Annotated in this window: 14 protein-coding genes; 9 read left to right on the forward strand and 5 right to left on the reverse strand. The window is 55.4% G+C overall.

Annotated features, from left to right (window positions below; translation table 11 throughout):
- The first annotated feature begins 62 nt into the window (after window positions 1–62).
- Complete coding sequence (locus LOC70_RS10105; protein ID WP_230253482.1) at window positions 63–776, forward strand: ZIP family metal transporter; 714 nt, start codon at window positions 63–65, stop codon at window positions 774–776.
- An 81-nt stretch (window positions 777–857) separates the two neighbouring features.
- Here the strand turns inward: LOC70_RS10105 and LOC70_RS10110 are convergent, their stop codons facing one another.
- The 3 genes from LOC70_RS10110 to LOC70_RS10120 all read right to left on the reverse strand — a co-directional run bounded on the left by LOC70_RS10110 (window position 858) and on the right by LOC70_RS10120 (window position 4,232).
- Window positions 858–1,883, reverse strand: a complete 1,026-nt coding sequence (locus LOC70_RS10110) for an NADP-dependent oxidoreductase (RefSeq protein WP_230253483.1) — start codon at window positions 1,881–1,883, stop codon at window positions 858–860.
- Window positions 1,880–3,259, reverse strand: a complete 1,380-nt coding sequence (locus tag LOC70_RS10115; RefSeq protein ID WP_230253484.1) for an NAD-dependent succinate-semialdehyde dehydrogenase — start codon at window positions 3,257–3,259, stop codon at window positions 1,880–1,882. The genes LOC70_RS10110 and LOC70_RS10115 overlap by 4 nt, the downstream gene beginning before the upstream one ends.
- 82 nt (window positions 3,260–3,341) lie before the next feature.
- Window positions 3,342–4,232, reverse strand: coding sequence for an SDR family NAD(P)-dependent oxidoreductase (locus LOC70_RS10120; RefSeq protein ID WP_255715869.1), 891 nt, complete (start codon window positions 4,230–4,232; stop codon window positions 3,342–3,344).
- A 181-nt stretch (window positions 4,233–4,413) separates the two neighbouring features.
- Between LOC70_RS10120 and LOC70_RS10125 the strand changes: the two genes are divergently transcribed.
- Window positions 4,414–5,106: a hypothetical protein gene (locus LOC70_RS10125; RefSeq protein WP_230253485.1), complete on the forward strand. Its 693-nt coding sequence runs from the start codon at window positions 4,414–4,416 to the stop codon at window positions 5,104–5,106.
- Window positions 5,107–5,328: 222 nt separating this feature from the next.
- On the forward strand, window positions 5,329–5,697 hold the full coding sequence (sugE, locus tag LOC70_RS10130; protein WP_230253486.1) for a quaternary ammonium compound efflux SMR transporter SugE: 369 nt from the start codon (window positions 5,329–5,331) through the stop codon (window positions 5,695–5,697).
- Between the two features lie 37 nt (window positions 5,698–5,734).
- Here sugE and LOC70_RS10135 read toward each other — a convergent pair whose 3' ends face one another.
- Window positions 5,735–6,208 carry a DUF1569 domain-containing protein gene (locus LOC70_RS10135; RefSeq protein ID WP_230253650.1) on the reverse strand — a complete coding sequence of 158 codons (474 nt, stop codon included), beginning with the start codon at window positions 6,206–6,208 and terminating at the stop codon, window positions 5,735–5,737.
- A gap of 532 nt (window positions 6,209–6,740) precedes the next feature.
- Here LOC70_RS10135 and LOC70_RS10140 point away from each other — a divergent pair.
- Both LOC70_RS10140 and LOC70_RS10145 read left to right on the forward strand, forming a co-directional pair.
- Window positions 6,741–8,543 carry an efflux RND transporter periplasmic adaptor subunit gene (locus LOC70_RS10140; RefSeq protein WP_230253487.1) on the forward strand — a complete coding sequence of 601 codons (1,803 nt, stop codon included), beginning with the start codon at window positions 6,741–6,743 and terminating at the stop codon, window positions 8,541–8,543.
- Window positions 8,540–11,887 (forward strand): efflux RND transporter permease subunit, encoded by a 3,348-nt coding sequence (locus tag LOC70_RS10145; RefSeq protein ID WP_230253488.1) that lies wholly within the window; start codon window positions 8,540–8,542, stop codon window positions 11,885–11,887. The genes LOC70_RS10140 and LOC70_RS10145 overlap by 4 nt, the downstream gene beginning before the upstream one ends.
- 26 nt (window positions 11,888–11,913) lie before the next feature.
- On the opposite strand, the gene LOC70_RS10150 is transcribed toward LOC70_RS10145, so the two are convergent.
- Entirely contained in the window at window positions 11,914–12,537 is a 624-nt protein-coding gene (locus LOC70_RS10150; protein ID WP_230253489.1) for an HD domain-containing protein, read from the reverse strand.
- A 163-nt stretch (window positions 12,538–12,700) separates the two neighbouring features.
- Between LOC70_RS10150 and LOC70_RS10155 the strand changes: the two genes are divergently transcribed.
- The 4 genes from LOC70_RS10155 (at window position 12,701) to LOC70_RS10170 (ending at window position 15,647) form a co-directional block, all read left to right on the forward strand.
- Complete coding sequence (locus LOC70_RS10155) at window positions 12,701–13,549, forward strand: PhzF family phenazine biosynthesis protein (protein WP_230253490.1); 849 nt, start codon at window positions 12,701–12,703, stop codon at window positions 13,547–13,549.
- Between the two features lie 9 nt (window positions 13,550–13,558).
- Window positions 13,559–14,119, forward strand: a complete 561-nt coding sequence (locus tag LOC70_RS10160) for a GNAT family N-acetyltransferase (protein WP_230253491.1) — start codon at window positions 13,559–13,561, stop codon at window positions 14,117–14,119.
- A gap of 253 nt (window positions 14,120–14,372) precedes the next feature.
- The gene (locus tag LOC70_RS10165; RefSeq protein WP_230253492.1) at window positions 14,373–14,879 is read left to right on the forward strand and encodes a MarR family winged helix-turn-helix transcriptional regulator; all 507 of its coding nucleotides are present in this window, start codon (window positions 14,373–14,375) and stop codon (window positions 14,877–14,879) included.
- Between the two features lie 144 nt (window positions 14,880–15,023).
- Window positions 15,024–15,647, forward strand: a complete 624-nt coding sequence (locus LOC70_RS10170; RefSeq protein ID WP_230253493.1) for a sigma-70 family RNA polymerase sigma factor — start codon at window positions 15,024–15,026, stop codon at window positions 15,645–15,647.
- The last annotated feature ends 26 nt before the right edge of the window (window positions 15,648–15,673 follow it).

Genomic DNA, 15,673 nt, shown 5'->3' on the forward strand with positions numbered 1-15,673 from the left:
AACGTTAGACTGACCTTCGCATCTCACGCAGTGAATCATGACTTCAGCCGCCGAGAATCCAATTGACTGAACTCATTCAAGTCTTGTCGCTCACAACGCTGGCAGGTGCGGCGATTCCCGTCGGCGGTCTGATTGCCATGATCGAACGCATCTCGCCGGAGTGGCTGGAGAACGAATTTCGCCACAGCGTGATCGCCTTTGGCGGAGGCGTGCTCGTGTCTGCCGTGGCGTTGGTGCTCGTTCCGGATGGAATCAAGGAACTATCGCTACCTTGGATCGTAACGGCGTTCGTACTGGGCGGACTTCTGTTCTGGGGGCTGGAAACTCTGCTCGCCCAAATGAAGGGCTCAATGTCTCAATTGATCGCGATGTTGTCTGATTTCATTCCGGAAGCAATCGCCTTGGGCGCCGCCTTCGCAACGGGAGAAAGTGCGGGCCTTCTGCTCGCCGTGCTCATCGGATTGCAAAACCTACCGGAAGGGTTCAACGCATTCCGAGAACTTGAAGCCTCCTCCAAGATCCCGAGGAAGAAAATCGTGGCGTACCTGGCAGCCTGCGTTCCGCTTGGCCCTTTCTCAGGATGGCTCGGATACGAATACCTGTCGAACTACCCGCGTGCGGTCGACTTCATCATGCTGCTCGCCGCCAGCGGTATTCTCTATCTCACGTTTCAAGACCTGGCACCACAAGCCAAAACGGATAATCAGCGGGCTCCAGCGATCGGAGCCGTGTTCGGTTTCCTGCTTGGCTTGATCGGCCACGTGCTACTGAAGTAGGCATTGGAAAAAAGGAGCCGATTTCGACCGGATGACATGACTTGAATCATCTCATCCGGCCACAACAACGGCCCCTTCGAATCAGTTGATCTTGACCAACTGCTTACCAAGATTGTCTCCGTCGAAAAGTCCCATGAATGCGTCTGGGGCGTTTTCAATTCCTTCGGTGACGGTCTCTTCCCAGACGACCTTGTCGTCCTGAATCAACCCTGACATGTCACTCACAAATTCGTCCTTCGCATCCATGTGATCGCGAACGATGAAGCCTTCCAATCGCAGACGTTTGGCGATGACCTTGAACAAATTGCGGGGAGCCGATGGTGCTTCGGTGGCGTTGTAAGTCGCGATCATTCCGCACTCCACGCAAACACCATTGTCGTTCATGTTGTCGATAGCGGCTTCGAGGTGTTCCGCTCCAACGTTGTCGAAGTAAACATCCACACCATCGGGAGCATGTTCCGACAGCGTCTGACTGAGGTCATCGACTTCCTTGTAGTTGATCACCGCATCGATGCCTGTCTTAGCTTTCAACCAGTCGATCTTTTCCGACTTGCCGGCACTGCCGATCACGCGACAGCCCATGGCTTTGGCGAGCTGGCAAACGATCGAACCAACCGCACCTGATGCGGCGGAAACAAACACGGTTTGCCCCTTCTGCAGCTTCGCAATATGGTGCAACCCCACCCAGGCGGTCATGCCGGTCATGCCCAACGCACCGAGATATGCTTGCACGGGAGCGAGCTCTGGATCGACCGTGGTGACATTCTCACCGCCCGACACCCAATACTCCCGCCAACCCAAATTGCCGAGCACCGTGTCGCCTTCTTGAAAGTCCGGATTCCGCGATTGAATCACCTCACCGATGCAACCGCCTTCCAGTGGTTCGTCAATTTGGAACGGAGGAACATAGCTATCGGTGTCTTTCATACGTCCTCGCATGTAAGGGTCCACCGACATCCAGTGATTTCGCACCAGAATTTCGCCCTCTTCGATTGGCCCAACCTTCACTGTCCGCAAGGCAAAATTGTCTCGGGTCGGACGGCCGCTCGGTCGCGAAACCAATTCGATCTGTTTGGATTCGACTTGTTGGGTGGTTGCAGTGCTCATGACGTTTCCTTTTCACCGAGGTGGATCAGTTTTTTGTTAACGAATTCCAAAATCCCAAGGTGCGACAATTCGCGACCGTAGCCGGAATTTTTGATGCCACCGAATGGCAACTCCGCTTGGGAATTGGTGGGCTGGTTCAAGAACATCATTCCCGTTTCAATCTGCTCCGCGACGCGGCGACCTCGCTCGACGTCTCGCGTGTAGACACTTCCTCCCAGCCCATAGGAGGAATCATTCGCAAGCTCAATGGCGGCCTGCTCATCCGGGACGATGTAGACAGTTGCGACAGGGCCAAACAGCTCTTGGTCGAACGTTGGCATGTCAGGAGTGACTTCCGTCAAAATGGTCGGATTGAAGAAGGCTCCGTCACGGTCGGGACGATCGCCACCAAGAATGACTTTCGCGCCCGCATCAATCGAAGACTGGACCTGCACCAACAACTTTTTTGCGGCGTCTTCCGTCGACAAGGGAGCAAGCGTCGTCTCCTCGTCCATAGGATCGCCCATCTTCAGTTCCTGGAATTGTTTTCTCAGACCATCCACGAAGGTGTCCGCGACAGATTTCAGAACGATGAATCGCTTGGAAGCCACACAGGACTGTCCCGCGTTGACCATGCGTCCCTTGACCGCCTGTTCCAACACCAAATCCATGTCGGCGTCATCCAGAACGATGAAAGGATCGTTGCCACCCAGCTCCAAGACGCTGCGTTTCAGATTCTTTCCTGCCGATGCCGCGACCGCACGTCCCGCGGGTTCGCTGCCGGTTAACGACACGCCTTGAACTCGGGAATCTGCAACGATTGGATCCACGAACTCGGAAGGGATGAAAAGGTTTTGATAGACACCGTCCGGCAGCCCGCACTCTTCAAACAACTCTTCAATCGCCGCGGCACATTGGGGAACGTTGCTAGCGTGTTTCACCATCACGGTGTTGCCCGCCATGATGTTTGGCGTCGCGAAGCGAACGACTTGATAGAACGGGAAATTCCAGGGCATCACACCCATCAAGACGCCGATTGGCTCCAAGTGCAAATACGCGTTGGCGTCGACTCGTTCCATCGGCTGATCAGCCAGAAATTCCTCCGCCCCGTTGGCATAGAACTCAGCGATGTCGGCACAGTAGTCGATCTCGTATTTACTCTCAGAGATCCGTTTTCCCATGTCCAACGTGATTGTACGAGCGAACTCGTCGGCATCTTCGCGAAGCAACTTGGCAAACTTCAGTAGACACCTCTTGCGTTCATCGAACGACGTCTTTCGCCACGCCCCAAACGCCTTGTGAGCTTTCTCGATGGCGTCCATCGCCGCTTCTTTATGCAGCGGTTCGTATTCACGGATGGTTTGGTTGTTGGCTGGATTGACACTGACAATTGACATGGGGAAACCTTCATTGAGTTCATTGATAGAGAAGCGAAAACGTGCCGTTCACGTTCCCGGTAAGGCGAGGCGAGCGATGCTCTCAGGCGGATTGCATCTTGCCGACCAACTTCCGTGTCGCACTTCGAGGCAAGAAGCCGGTGGAGGTGACCATCAAACGGTTCATCCAACCGGGGATCACCACGTCCTCGTTTTTCAGATAGCCACGCACCCCGGCGCGAGCCACATCCTCAGCGGACATGGCTGCGGAAGAGAACATGTCCAACTTGCCCATTCCGGAATCTTCGCCGAAGCCTGTTTCGGTGGGCCCGGGTTCCAAACAAGTCACGTGGACGGCCGTACCCGACAGTTCCTCACGCAAGCCTTCCGTGAATGACAAGACATAGGCCTTCGTCGCGTAGTAAACCGCCATGTTGGGACCGGCCTGATGAGCCGCGATCGAGCCGACATTCAGGACGCCGCCGCGATTGCGTTGGATCATGGACGGAAGCAACATGCGAGTTAGCCGCGTCAGCGCCACCACATTGACCATTACCATGTCCGTTTGCCGATCCGCCGACAGTTCCGAAAACCGTCCCAGCGCACCAAAGCCCGCGTTGTTCACTAGCGTGTCGACTTGCAGCGATTGCTGCTGCAGTTGATCGCAGAGCCCGTCGACCGCTTGGGGTTGCGACAAATCGCAGGTCAAGACCGTCGCGTTTCTCGCGTGGATGGATTCGATTTCCGAAGCCAATTCACGCAGTTTTTCTTCACGACGAGCCACCAGGATCAGGTCGTAGCCTTCGCTGGCAAACTGTTTCGCAATTTCGCGGCCGATTCCGGAGGAGGCTCCCGTGACGAGGGCGTTGGGATGAGTGTCCATGTTTCTTCTCTGGTTCACCTGAGGTGTAAACGGGTCCCGTTTGGCCTTCATCATTTCGCGAAAACCAGACGCTCGAATGATCGAGTGAATGCCAAGCGACGCAGATTCCATGCCGAACTATCGCTAGCAGACTCGCCTCGGCATCCACGGGCTTGTTGCTTCCCGCCCTTCGGCGGCATGGAAGATGCGATAGTGGTGCTTCGTTTCGACGCTCGACTCCGTTGAGAAGCGAGCCCGAAACATTCGCTACCCAATTTCAACCACACAGCCTCTCTTGCCAGAACGACCTCTCATGAATTGGCTCTTGCACCAATGGATTGTCGCGGGACTTGTTTCCTCGGCGGCACGCTTTGTCCCGATCCCGTTCGTCGATGATGTGATCCAAGATCAATGTCGCCGTTACGTCGTCGCCCGGACCTTGGAAGCGCACGACCGTTCGGATCTGAAGAAAGAACTGCGTGCCTACCACTCGAGCGATGCGGGCTGCGTGGCGGGCTGTCTTGGCATGCTCGCCAAGGCTCCCCTGAAGCTGATTCTGTTTCCAATTCGGAAAATTGTCGCGCTGTTCACTTCTGTGCGTGGCGTCCCTTTGGAAGTGATCCGAACCATTTTGCTCGGCCGCACTCTGGATCGCATGCTTCGCGACGAGGTATTGGGAAAAACGGTTTCAACCCAACAGGTGCTGGCAATGAGGGAGTCCTTCAACATCGCGTTTGCAAGAATGGATTTTCGCGTGGCCCGCGCGGCCATGTCCGACGCACTCGCCAACGTCCAGGACTGGAAAGAATCGGCCAAGGACATGGCCACCAGTTTGTCCGGCGACCAATCCCACACACCTTCCGAAGATCAATTGCAAGGCGACAAAGCCATCAACGAATCCGCCGAACGTGTCGAAGAGGCACTCCGCCAACCCGAACTGGTGAAACTGTTCGCCGAGTTCGACCAACGATTCGACGAAGCCTACCAGGACCGATCGATCGCTTGATAGCTGGTCACCATCGTCACGGGATCAACGGATTCCCTCGAACCGTCGGTTTTGGTAACCAAAGACCACTGAGTCATTCCGAAAACGGGCATCCAATTCAGCATGCCTGTTCGGACTCGTCGCTCCTTTGAACATTGCTGTCCTTCGGAGTTGCTGTTGCAACGGGGACACGCCAAAGGAACGCGTGGACTACCAATGGGCAGACTTCATCAAGGAATCAGAATGGCTTGGTTGTTTTTGTTGGTTGCGGGATTGTTGGAGATTGGCTGGGCGGTCGGCCTGAAGTACACCGAGGGTTTTTCTCGTCCGGTGCCAACCTTGATCACGGTTGTGATCATGATCGCAAGCTTCTTCACGCTGTCGCTGGCCCTGCGTGAGATTCCGCTGGGGACTGGCTACGCCGTTTGGACTGGCATCGGAGCGGTCGGGACTGCCATCGCGGGCATCGTGCTATTCAACGAACCCAAGGATGTGGTTCGCTTGCTATGCATCGGGTTGATTGTGGCGGGAATCGTCGGTCTGAAACTCGCATCACCGCACACGGGCGACAATGCGTCGACGACGGTGGACCAAACAACCTCCCGCCCATGATCCTTTCACCCAAGATGATGAGAAGCTTGAGTTCGGATCAGCGGTCCGCTTCAGCTTTTCGGGGTCGCAAAAACCTTAGATGATGAGCAGCGTGCAAACGATGAATCTCTTCGAATTCGGAACGGCTCAAACGCCCAAACGCCGGATGCGGTGAGTAATCACCTGGGTGTGAAAGAAACTGCTCCACGCTCTCCGCAAATGCGTCGATGGCTTGGTCATCGTCAACATCCTGCGGCGGAACAAACATGCCCGCCGTTTTTATTCCGCGCGGCGAATCGGGACGTCGGATCTTCGGCAACAGCCAACGCCTCATGGCTGGTCGCAGAAATGCGAACAACGACATCCAGCCTGGGTAGCCGTGCACGCTGGGGTCTTGGACCAGTTTCAGATGGAGGCAGATTTGCCCCAACGACCAATTGCCCATCGGCTCGTAGCCGGTTTCCAACAAAGACCGAGCGTCCACGACGGCGTCACGCAAGTGAGCGAACTGGATCGTACGAAGTTCAGACATCATTCTGCACTGCTGAGCTTTGCCATCGGATAGCGTTGCGTGGGAGTGACGAAATCATCCACTGGATGGTCCGTTTCTTGAGAAGCGATTCCAATCGAGTCGATGACTCCATTTTCGACCGAAACCCATGGACTCGACAGAGCTTTCTTCGGTGGCGGATTGTCACATGGGCACGAGACCAAGTGAGTCCCCCACTCTTTAACCCGGACGGGCACCAAGTGTCGCACCTGACATTTCAACGCATTGGCGGATGGGGACTTCGGATGAACATCGTGGCTGGACGCGTCAAACCACACCTGCGCGGCCTCCAATGACTCTTCGGCATGTGATTACACTTCGCCAACTCGTTTCGCGATTGATCCGCCCAAGAACGACCGCGACGAACAACTGACTTTGACGGTCGCTCGGGCCATCTGCCAGCACCCCGTTTGACGCTTTGATGAATTTCAAAACGTGGTAAAACCGCGCCGCTAACGCTTGATCTCCGTTCCCATTTCAGCGTCCCTCTTCAGCTCCTTTATCGATGGATTCCATGGCAACTCGGTTCTTGCATTCGCGACTTCGCACAGTCCCGCTCTTGGTTTGGATCGCCTTCGGTTGCCTGCCCGGATGCCAATCGGATGAGGAAGTCTCTTTTGAGAAATCACCCCGTCCGGTCGAAGCAATGACGCTGACGAGATCCATCCCGGTCTCGTCCTACACCGCTTCCGGGAGTGTTCAATCATGGAAAACCGAGGACCTCGGGTTTGAGGTCAGCGGCAAAGTCCTGTGGGTGCTGGAACCCGGCGAGAACATCGACGGTCGGATCGTTGACGCCGACGGTGACTTGATTCAGTCCGGCACGCCGCTGGCTCAGATCGAACCGGACCGCTACGAGATTGCGGTGCAATCCGCCGAAGCCGATCTCGAGGTGGCGCAGCTGAATCAAGAGAGCATCCAAATTCGGTTGGAAGAATCCATGCCAGCGGAACTCGAATCCGCCCGCGCCAACCTAGCGCTCGCCGAGATGGAGTTCGCTCGCATCAGCAACCTTAAAGAACAGAACGCGGCCTCCAAAAGCGAGTACGACCAAGCGAGAAACCAAGTCCAAACTCGCTTGGCAGCATTGAATGGATTGATCGCCACCGAAAAGCAAACGCGAGCCGAACTGAAGTCAGCCGAATCACAAATCCGTCGGGCTCAGCAAACTCTGCGTGATGCTCGTCGCGACCTGGAACACACCACGCTCTACGCGTCCTACCAGGGCCAGGTCTCCGCCGTGAACGTCGTCCCAGGCAGCGTGATCGACGCGGGCGATCCCGTGCTGACCCTACAGATGACCAATCCGATCAAGGTCGAAGTTGAACTTTCCGCCAAACAATCTCGGTCGATGCGGCAACGCCATCAAATGCCGGTGACCCATTCGTTGCCCGATGGAACGAAACGACACACCAATGGCTATGTGTACAACGTCGATGCCAGTGCGGATCCTGACACGCGCACATTCACCATGACTTTGCTGCTATTGAACGAACAACTGCAAGACCGACTGCCGAATGGATTGCCAGAAGACAAAATCGCTCGCACAAGCGACCTTTGGCCGCTTCGTTTGAATCGCATGATGGGCACGCCCGAGGATGTGTTGTTGGTGGAAGAGGAATCCATCCATCGCGACAACCAAGGTGCCTACATCTATTTGGTCACCAATGGCAAACTGCGAGACAAGCTGCCGCCAATCATCAAGGTTCGTCGTCAACGCATCGTCGAACAAGACATGCGAGTCCCTTTTCTTGGAAACTGGACGTTCTGCAGCGTGACCATGTTGGACGACAACGGCCAACCCACCGACATTGATCTGGACAGCATCTACACGGGAAAATGGATCAGCTCGTCAACCGTTACCTCCGAAGATCCCACGCCCGGTGGAACAGCGCCGGCAAATTGGGATGGTAAATCCGTCGTCGTCGCACCGGGTTCCGAATGGATGCTGCGCCCCGGCGAGTTGGTGACGGTTGACTTGGCGGACCAAGACACCAGCGAAGGCTTTTTCGTTCCATTTGACGCTTTGGATGAAGAAGCCGACCAGATCTTTCTCTACATCGTTTCCGAAGGTGTTGCCAAGCAGATTCCGGTTCAAGTGATGGACCGAGACAACCTGGACACGGGCTCGATGATCGAAGTCAAATCGCCTGAATTGCAAGAAGGCATGCAGGTCGTCATTCGCGGCGTGCATTATCTCACCGATGGCGAAAACGTTCGCGTGGTGGGCGAGGCGCAACGATTGGACGAAATGGAAGAAGGCCATCTGCCCGGCAATCCCATGCCACCAATGGTGGTGGAGGGAGTCCAAGAATGAATTTGCCCGCTTTGGCGGTGAAGTACCGCCCGATCGTCTTTTCCCTCGCAATCCTCGCGATGGCTTGGGGTGCGATTACCTATGTGACCATTCCGCGACGCGAAGACCCTGAGTTCACGATCCGCGTGTGTGTGGTCTCCACGACTTGGCCGGGGGCTCCCGCCGAAACGGTCGAGGAACTGATCACGGACAAGATCGAACAAAACCTGACCAGCATCGAAGAGGTCAAACTCACGCGATCCACCACACTCACCGGCCAATCGACGGTATTCGTTGAGTTGGAAGACAACATCGCGCCACAAGACATCCAAAATGTCTGGGACAAGGTCCGCGCTCGTGTCGATTTGGTTCCCATGCCGGCGGAGAACGTTCGTCCGATCGTCAATGACGAGTTCGGTGACACGGCGGTTCTGCTACTGGGGATCCATCAAACGCCAGCCAAAGGTCGTGAAACGATCCGAGAACGGGACCGGTACACTCTTCGCGAATTGGAACAGTACGCGGAGGACGTCCAGGACACGCTGCGATTGCTACCCGGTGTCGCCAAAGTGGACATGTTCGGGCAACGATCCGAAGCAATCTACATCGAAACCGATCTGGGAAACTGGGCCCAACTCGAGCTGACCACCAACCAATTGGAATCGTTGGCGGATGATCGCAACATCATTCAAGCCGGTGGTGAAATCGATACCGACGCGGGTCACTTTTCCGTCAAAACCGAAGGCGAGTTCAACGCGGTTGACGAGATCACTCAAATCGCCAGCACCGTTCGGACTCAAAGCGGCGACAACAGCGTCACGCTGGCGGAACTTGGATTGACCGTCACCCGCGATTACGAAGACCCCGCGAACTACATCTGCCGAGTCGGCGACGCGGAAGGCAGCACGCCCGCGGTGATGCTGGGCATCACCATGAAGTCGGGTTCCAACATCATCGATGTCTGCGAAGCCGCGAAAAACCGAGTTCGTGAAATGTCCGATGTCGAGCAACGCTTGCCACCGGACATTGCCGTCACCGCGGTGTCCGATCAAAGCGAAAGCGTGGCCAACAAAATCCGTGATGTGATCATCAACGTGGTCGAGGCGGTTTTGATTGTCGTCGTCGTGGTTTACTTGGTGGTCGGGTTCCGCACGTCGTTTGTCATGGCAGCCAACATTCCAATCGTGGTGGTGGTGAGCGTTGGAATGATCGCAGTGTTCGGTGTGCAGCTTGAACAAATTTCCTTGGCCGCTCTGATCATCTCGCTGGGGTTGCTGGTCGACAACGCAGTCCAAGTTTGCGATCAAGCTCGATCGAATCAAATCGCGGGGATGACACCGTTCCAAGCCGCGATTGAAGGTGCGAACACGTTGGCGGTTCCCATGTTGGTTGGAACCTTGACCACCATGGCGGCCTTCGTGCCCATGTTGTTCAGCCTGGAAGGTGGTGGCAAAGAGTATGTTTACAGCTTGCCCGTGACGGTTTCGACCACATTGGCATTGAGCTGGGTGTTGGCGATGACTCTGTGTGTGATCCTGGCCGGCATGTTCATACGAGGCCCCAAAGCGGATCAATCCGGTTCGCCCGTGGTCGGCGTCTGGAACCGAATTGCGGGATGGTTGCCACGCAGAAAACGAAACGCGGCTTCCACCAATGCCACGACGAACCCCAAACGAAGCGAGAACCTTGCGTTTCGTCTTTACGGTGTCTTCGGCGGCATGGCGGTGAAGTTCAAATGGTTGACCGCTTTGGCGACGTTGGCATTGATGGTTGGTATCTTGTCGCTGCCGGTCAGCTCGGAATTCTTCCCCGACGCCGCGGGAACTCAGTTCGCGGTGAAGGTGATCCTTCCCGAAACCGCCACCATCGAACAAACCGATCAAGTCACCCGGCAAGTCGAAACAATCCTGCGGCGACTCGCCAAAGATTCCTCCGAGGACAGCGGTTTCTCACAACCACCTTTGCGTGTGTATCGAAGTCTGATCGGCGGTGGTGGTTCCCGATGGCATTTGGGTTGGGAGCCCGAACCCAAATCACGATTTTTCGCGGAGGTCTTGGTCCGCACAACGGACACATCGGTGACACGACACTACGCCCAACGCGTTCGAGAAATTGCGGAAAAAGGCGACGCCGATTTGGGGCTGGAACCAATCGTGGGTGCACGGATCATTCCCGTTCGCTTGGCCTTGGGACCGCCTGCGGATCCGTTGGTGTTTCGAATTTCCGGGAACGGTTTTGCCGATCCTCGTGTGCTGCGACAGACCGCCGACAAAGTCAAACGTCTCGTTGCCGCTCAGCCGGAAACTTGGGACGTCAATGATTCTTGGGGTGTCGATGGCTATCAAATTCAAGTCGATGTTCAACAAGATCGTGCGGTGCTCGCCGGAGTCACCAACTCACAAATCGCCCGAACACTGAACTCGTATTACTCCGGTTTGCAACTGACAACCTTTCGGGAAGGCGACCATCAGGTGCCAATCTACTTCCGCTTGAAAGCCAGTGAACGCAAATCGATTCGTGGTTTTCAAGAAGCTTTTGTGGAGGGCGACCGCGGTAAGATCCCGCTCTCGTCAATCGCGGTGCTGCAACCACGTTTTGAGATTGCCAAGATCGAACGTCGCAAAATGAATCGCACCATCGAAGTCAGCTCTCAAATGGAACCGGGCGTGACGGGCAACGATGTGGTCGCTCGCGTATTGAAGTCAGACGAGATGCAGCAGATCCAATCGGAGTTGCCGACGGGCTACTGGATCGAACCCGGTGGAGCGTATGAAGAAAGTGCCAAAGCTGGTGGGCAGATGATGAAATCGTTCGCGACCTCGTTTCTGTTGATCATTTTGTGTCTAATCTTTCAATACAACAATTGGTCCAAACCTCTGATCATTCTTTCCACCTTGCCATTGGCATTGGTGGGTGCATGGCTGGGCCTGTTTTTGTCGGACAAATCACTCGGGTTCATGCCGCAGCTCGGAATTTTGGCGTTGTTTGGGATCGTGCTGAACACAGCGATCATCTTCATCGAATTCGCTGACATCTTGATCGCCGAACGTGCGAATCAGAAAACACCGGAGGAACAAACCGAAGGGCATCTCGCCGGTCTAACGCGAGAAGAATTTCGTGATTGTTTGATCGAAGCAGGCAAGCAACGCATGCTGCCGATCTTTTTGACCACCGCGACAACGGTGGGCGGTTTGATTCCATTGGCACTCAGCGGCGGGCCACTTTGGGAAGGCTTGGCCTGGTGCATGATCGTTGGCTTGTTGCTGACCACCACGCTCACGCTGTTCATCGTTCCAGCGTTCTACGCGATCCTGGTCGAAACCTTTCGTGTCGCGCCGGTTCCGCATCCGACGCAGAACCCATGATGCAGGCAACGCGAATCGCGAGAATCTCAACCTTCAGATTCGCGTCGAAATTGGTCCACGAACGAATGCATGAACTGCTCTCGCTGTTCCGCGATTTGTTTTGCCGCGTCGGTGTTCAGCAAGCCTTTCAGTCGAAACAGCTTGTCGTAGAAATGTCTCATTCCGGTCTTGGGTGAATTGGGGTCCGTCGGATCCGCCCCGCTGAGATGAAAAGGCTGTCCAAACGCGGCGCCGAATTCAATCGTTCGCACAATCCCGATGGCTCCTATGGCATCCAATCGATCGGCATCCTGGACGATCTGGCCTTCCAACGACAGAGGTTCCGCTGAGTCACGTTTGCGAAACGAAAGATTGTCGACGATGTGCACCACGTGCTGAACAATCGCCGGCTCCACCCCCAGTTGGCAAAGAATCTCTTCGGAGAACTCGCCGCTACGCTCAACCCCGTCGTGAAATTTGGCATCTCCCACGTCGTGCAGCCACGCAGCCAATTCCACCACGAATCGGTCTCCTCCCGAGGCGGCCTGTATCTCGCAAGCATTCCGATGAACACGTCGCACGTGGTCGACACCGTGCCCCGCTTGCTGCCCCGCCATTCGCTGGTGAACGATGGATGCGACTTCGTCGACAATTTCCAATGATGTTTTCATGGTCGAATCGTAGTCGTTTCGCCTCCTCTCGCGGAGACCTCGTTCACTCTTAGTTTTATGCCAGCCTGAACCTTTCCGAACGAAATCACCTCGCTACAAGAAAATTGTTTAAACCCCAACAGCACGCTTCCCCGATTCCAATTTTCTTCTATCGACCATTCCAATGAAACCTAACCTGTGGCAAGTCGACGCTTTCGCCTCCCGTCCATTTGAAGGCAATCCGGCCGCGATTTGTGTGTTGGAAGATTTCCCCTGTGACGACTGGATGCAGAGCCTGGCGGGTGAAATCAATTTGTCGGAAACGGCGTATGTTGTGCCGGGTGAAACCGCGACTCGCTTCCAACTGCGTTGGTTCACTCCCAACACGGAAGTCGACCTTTGCGGGCACGCAACGCTCGCAGCCGCTCACGTCTTGAACGAACAAGGACGTTGGAATCTGACCGAACCCCTGGTATTCGAAACGCGAAGCGGTGACCTGACATGCCTTGGCGGTGAACACGGCATCACGTTGGATTTTCCAGTCAGCTCTCTCCGAAAGCTGGACGATGCCAATCAAGAGCTACGAGAACAACTTGCAGCGGCGTTTCCGAGCCATTCAGACGAGGTGCAGCGAGCAGCAATCCACGAAACGGAGTTCGATTTGATGCTCGTTTTCGACCGAGCATCTTCTGTGCACGAACTGGTTCCTAACTTGGCTTTGTTGCAAACCATCCCAACTCGCGGGGTGATGGTCACGGCACCGGCTGAGTCGAGCCAGTCTGATTTTGTGTCTCGTTTTTTTGCTCCGCAGTGCGGCATCGCTGAAGACCCCGTCACTGGTTCGGCTCATTGCGCATTGGCTCCCTATTGGTCGCAGCGGCTTCAGAAAGATGAGTTGATTGGATACCAAGCATCCCAACGCGGCGGGTACGTCCGATGCGAAGTTCAATCCGATCGAGTCTTGTTGACGGGATCCGCAGTCACGGTCCTTGAATCTCGCATGCGTATCCCGATTCAAACCGCATTGTCGTAATGGGTAATCATGTCCGGACATCTGAATTCGCAAAGCTCTCCCGCCGTGCAATACCAGATCCGAGAATGGTCGGGCAAGGACGCCTCAGCCTGCTGGCAACTGTTTCACGACACGGTGCATCGAGTGAACATTCGCGACTACGACGAGCGAGCCGTCAACGCGTGGGCTCCGCGTCAAACGGATCTGACTCAATGGACCGACCGTTTTCGAGGCAACATCGCTTTGGTAGCTGAATGGTCTTCGCCGGACGCGACTCCGGCGACGGCCACCAACTCAATCGTCGGTTTCGTCGATCTTCGACCGGATGGCTATCTGGACCGTCTCTTTGTCTCGGCCGACCACCAACGTGTTGGCATCGCTCGTTCGCTTTGGATCGAGATGCGCCGGCGTGCTGCCGCTGCAGGTTGCACGCGAATCGAAACGGAAGCCAGCATCACCGCCAAGCCATTCTTTGAGTCGCAAGGTTTTCAATGCGTTGCCACGCAAACGGTTTGCTGCCGCGGCGTGGACTTAACGAACTACCGGATGCGATATCAAATGCCGTTAGATCTTTTGTCAGGCCTGCCCTGAGTTTCAAATTGTACCTCCATCTTTGAACCGATTTACAATCGATGGACGTGCAAGATGTCAGATGCAGCATTTCCCGAATGACTGGTCGCACTCCATCGAAGTTGGTGTGATCCGTTCGTTTGAGATCATGATCCGGACGCTGCAACTCCGAACGAGGCTCTGTTCCGCTTCCCCCCTTGATTGACGGGGACTCCATGGGAGCGGGACTCAAGTGTCTTGGTCAATCGAATGCCCTTAAGATCGATCCCGGCTGATGAGTTCTCTTCGAGAAGAACTGAAGAAAAGAGGTCCATTTGAATCGCTTGAACAAGAAGCGATGCTGGCGATCCTGCGCACCAGCGACTTGCTGGAAAATCGATTGGCACGTTTGCTTCGTGAATTCAATCTCACTCCGTCGCAATACAATGCCATGCGGATCATGCGGGGCGAGGGCAAACCCATGCCGTGTTTGGAAGTCGCCCAGCGGATGATTCAGGTTGCTCCCGCGATCACGCGAGTCGTCGATCAGTTGCAAAGTCGTGATCTGATTGTGAAGCAGCAATCCAGCACGGATCGCCGCGTCCACTTGGTCACGGTCACGAGTCAGGGGCTCGAGTTGCTGTCCGAGCTGGACGAGCCGATTCAAACGCTGCATCGATCCTTGTTGGGCGAAGTCGCTGCCGAAGATTTGCAATCGTTGAACCGCATTCTGCTGGCGGCTCGTCAGAACATTGCAAACGCGGAATCGAAAAATTCGAGCGTGAACGGCACATCGAAATGAACCGCGAGCATCCTTCCTTCGGGGTGGCTCTGATAAAGTGAGATTTTTCGCGGCGGTTTCATCCTTGCGCGGCAACTCTTCCTTTGGCATCCACGGGTGCATCGCGGCACAACCTCACGCCGAGCGTTCCCGCGGGCAATGACCATGAATGAAAATCCCCCCGGAAACTCGACTCAGACGCACATCGCGAATCTGATCTCCGAAGCACAAGGCGGCAATCAAGACGCCTTGGGTGAGCTGCTGGAAAATTACCGCAAGTTCGTGGTCTTTTTGGCTCGATCCGGGCTGCACAATCACTTGCAGGGCAAAGCCGATCCTTCGGATTTGGCACAGGAAGTTTGCATTGCGGCGCAGGGGAACATTGGCGAGTTCCGAGGCAATTCCCCCGAAGAGTTCGCAGGGTGGTTGCGAGGAATTCTGTCCAACATCTTGGCGATGCACCTTCGAAAGTACTTGGGCACGCAAAAACGGGATCCTCGTATGGAACAGCATCTCAATGCCACGCTCGCCAACGCTTCGGGTTTTCTGCAATCCAAATTGGCGGCGGACATGACCTCGCCCAGCCAGCAATTTGCTCGCAACGAAGCTTTTCTGCAGCTCGCCGCATCGCTCGAGTCGCTACCGGAACATTACCGACAAGTCATCGTGCTACGACACGTCGAGGGACTTCCCTTCGCGGAAGTTGCCAACGCCATGGGCAAGAGTGTCGACAGCGTAGAAAAACTTTGGGTTCGAGCATTGGCCAAACTACGAACCATGATGACGTGATCGAATGCACTGCATTGAGCCGATTG

Origin of the sequence: Rhodopirellula halodulae (assembly GCF_020966775.1) — a bacterium.
GTDB lineage: Bacteria > Planctomycetota > Planctomycetia > Pirellulales > Pirellulaceae > Rhodopirellula > Rhodopirellula halodulae.

Coding starts and splice junctions, on each gene's coding strand:
- LOC70_RS10110 (WP_230253483.1), bottom strand. CDS start 1,883: ATGAGCACTGCAACCACCCAACAAGTCGAATCCAAACAGATCGAATTG.
- LOC70_RS10115 (WP_230253484.1), bottom strand. CDS start 3,259: ATGTCAATTGTCAGTGTCAATCCAGCCAACAACCAAACCATCCGTGAA.
- LOC70_RS10120 (WP_255715869.1), bottom strand. CDS start 4,232: ATGGAATCTGCGTCGCTTGGCATTCACTCGATCATTCGAGCGTCTGGT.
- LOC70_RS10125 (WP_230253485.1), top strand. CDS start 4,414: ATGAATTGGCTCTTGCACCAATGGATTGTCGCGGGACTTGTTTCCTCG.
- sugE (WP_230253486.1), top strand. CDS start 5,329: ATGGCTTGGTTGTTTTTGTTGGTTGCGGGATTGTTGGAGATTGGCTGG.
- LOC70_RS10135 (WP_230253650.1), bottom strand. CDS start 6,208: ATGTCTGAACTTCGTACGATCCAGTTCGCTCACTTGCGTGACGCCGTC.
- LOC70_RS10140 (WP_230253487.1), top strand. CDS start 6,741: ATGGCAACTCGGTTCTTGCATTCGCGACTTCGCACAGTCCCGCTCTTG.
- LOC70_RS10145 (WP_230253488.1), top strand. CDS start 8,540: ATGAATTTGCCCGCTTTGGCGGTGAAGTACCGCCCGATCGTCTTTTCC.
- LOC70_RS10150 (WP_230253489.1), bottom strand. CDS start 12,537: ATGAAAACATCATTGGAAATTGTCGACGAAGTCGCATCCATCGTTCAC.
- LOC70_RS10155 (WP_230253490.1), top strand. CDS start 12,701: ATGAAACCTAACCTGTGGCAAGTCGACGCTTTCGCCTCCCGTCCATTT.
- LOC70_RS10160 (WP_230253491.1), top strand. CDS start 13,559: ATGTCCGGACATCTGAATTCGCAAAGCTCTCCCGCCGTGCAATACCAG.
- LOC70_RS10165 (WP_230253492.1), top strand. CDS start 14,373: ATGAGTTCTCTTCGAGAAGAACTGAAGAAAAGAGGTCCATTTGAATCG.
- LOC70_RS10170 (WP_230253493.1), top strand. CDS start 15,024: ATGAATGAAAATCCCCCCGGAAACTCGACTCAGACGCACATCGCGAAT.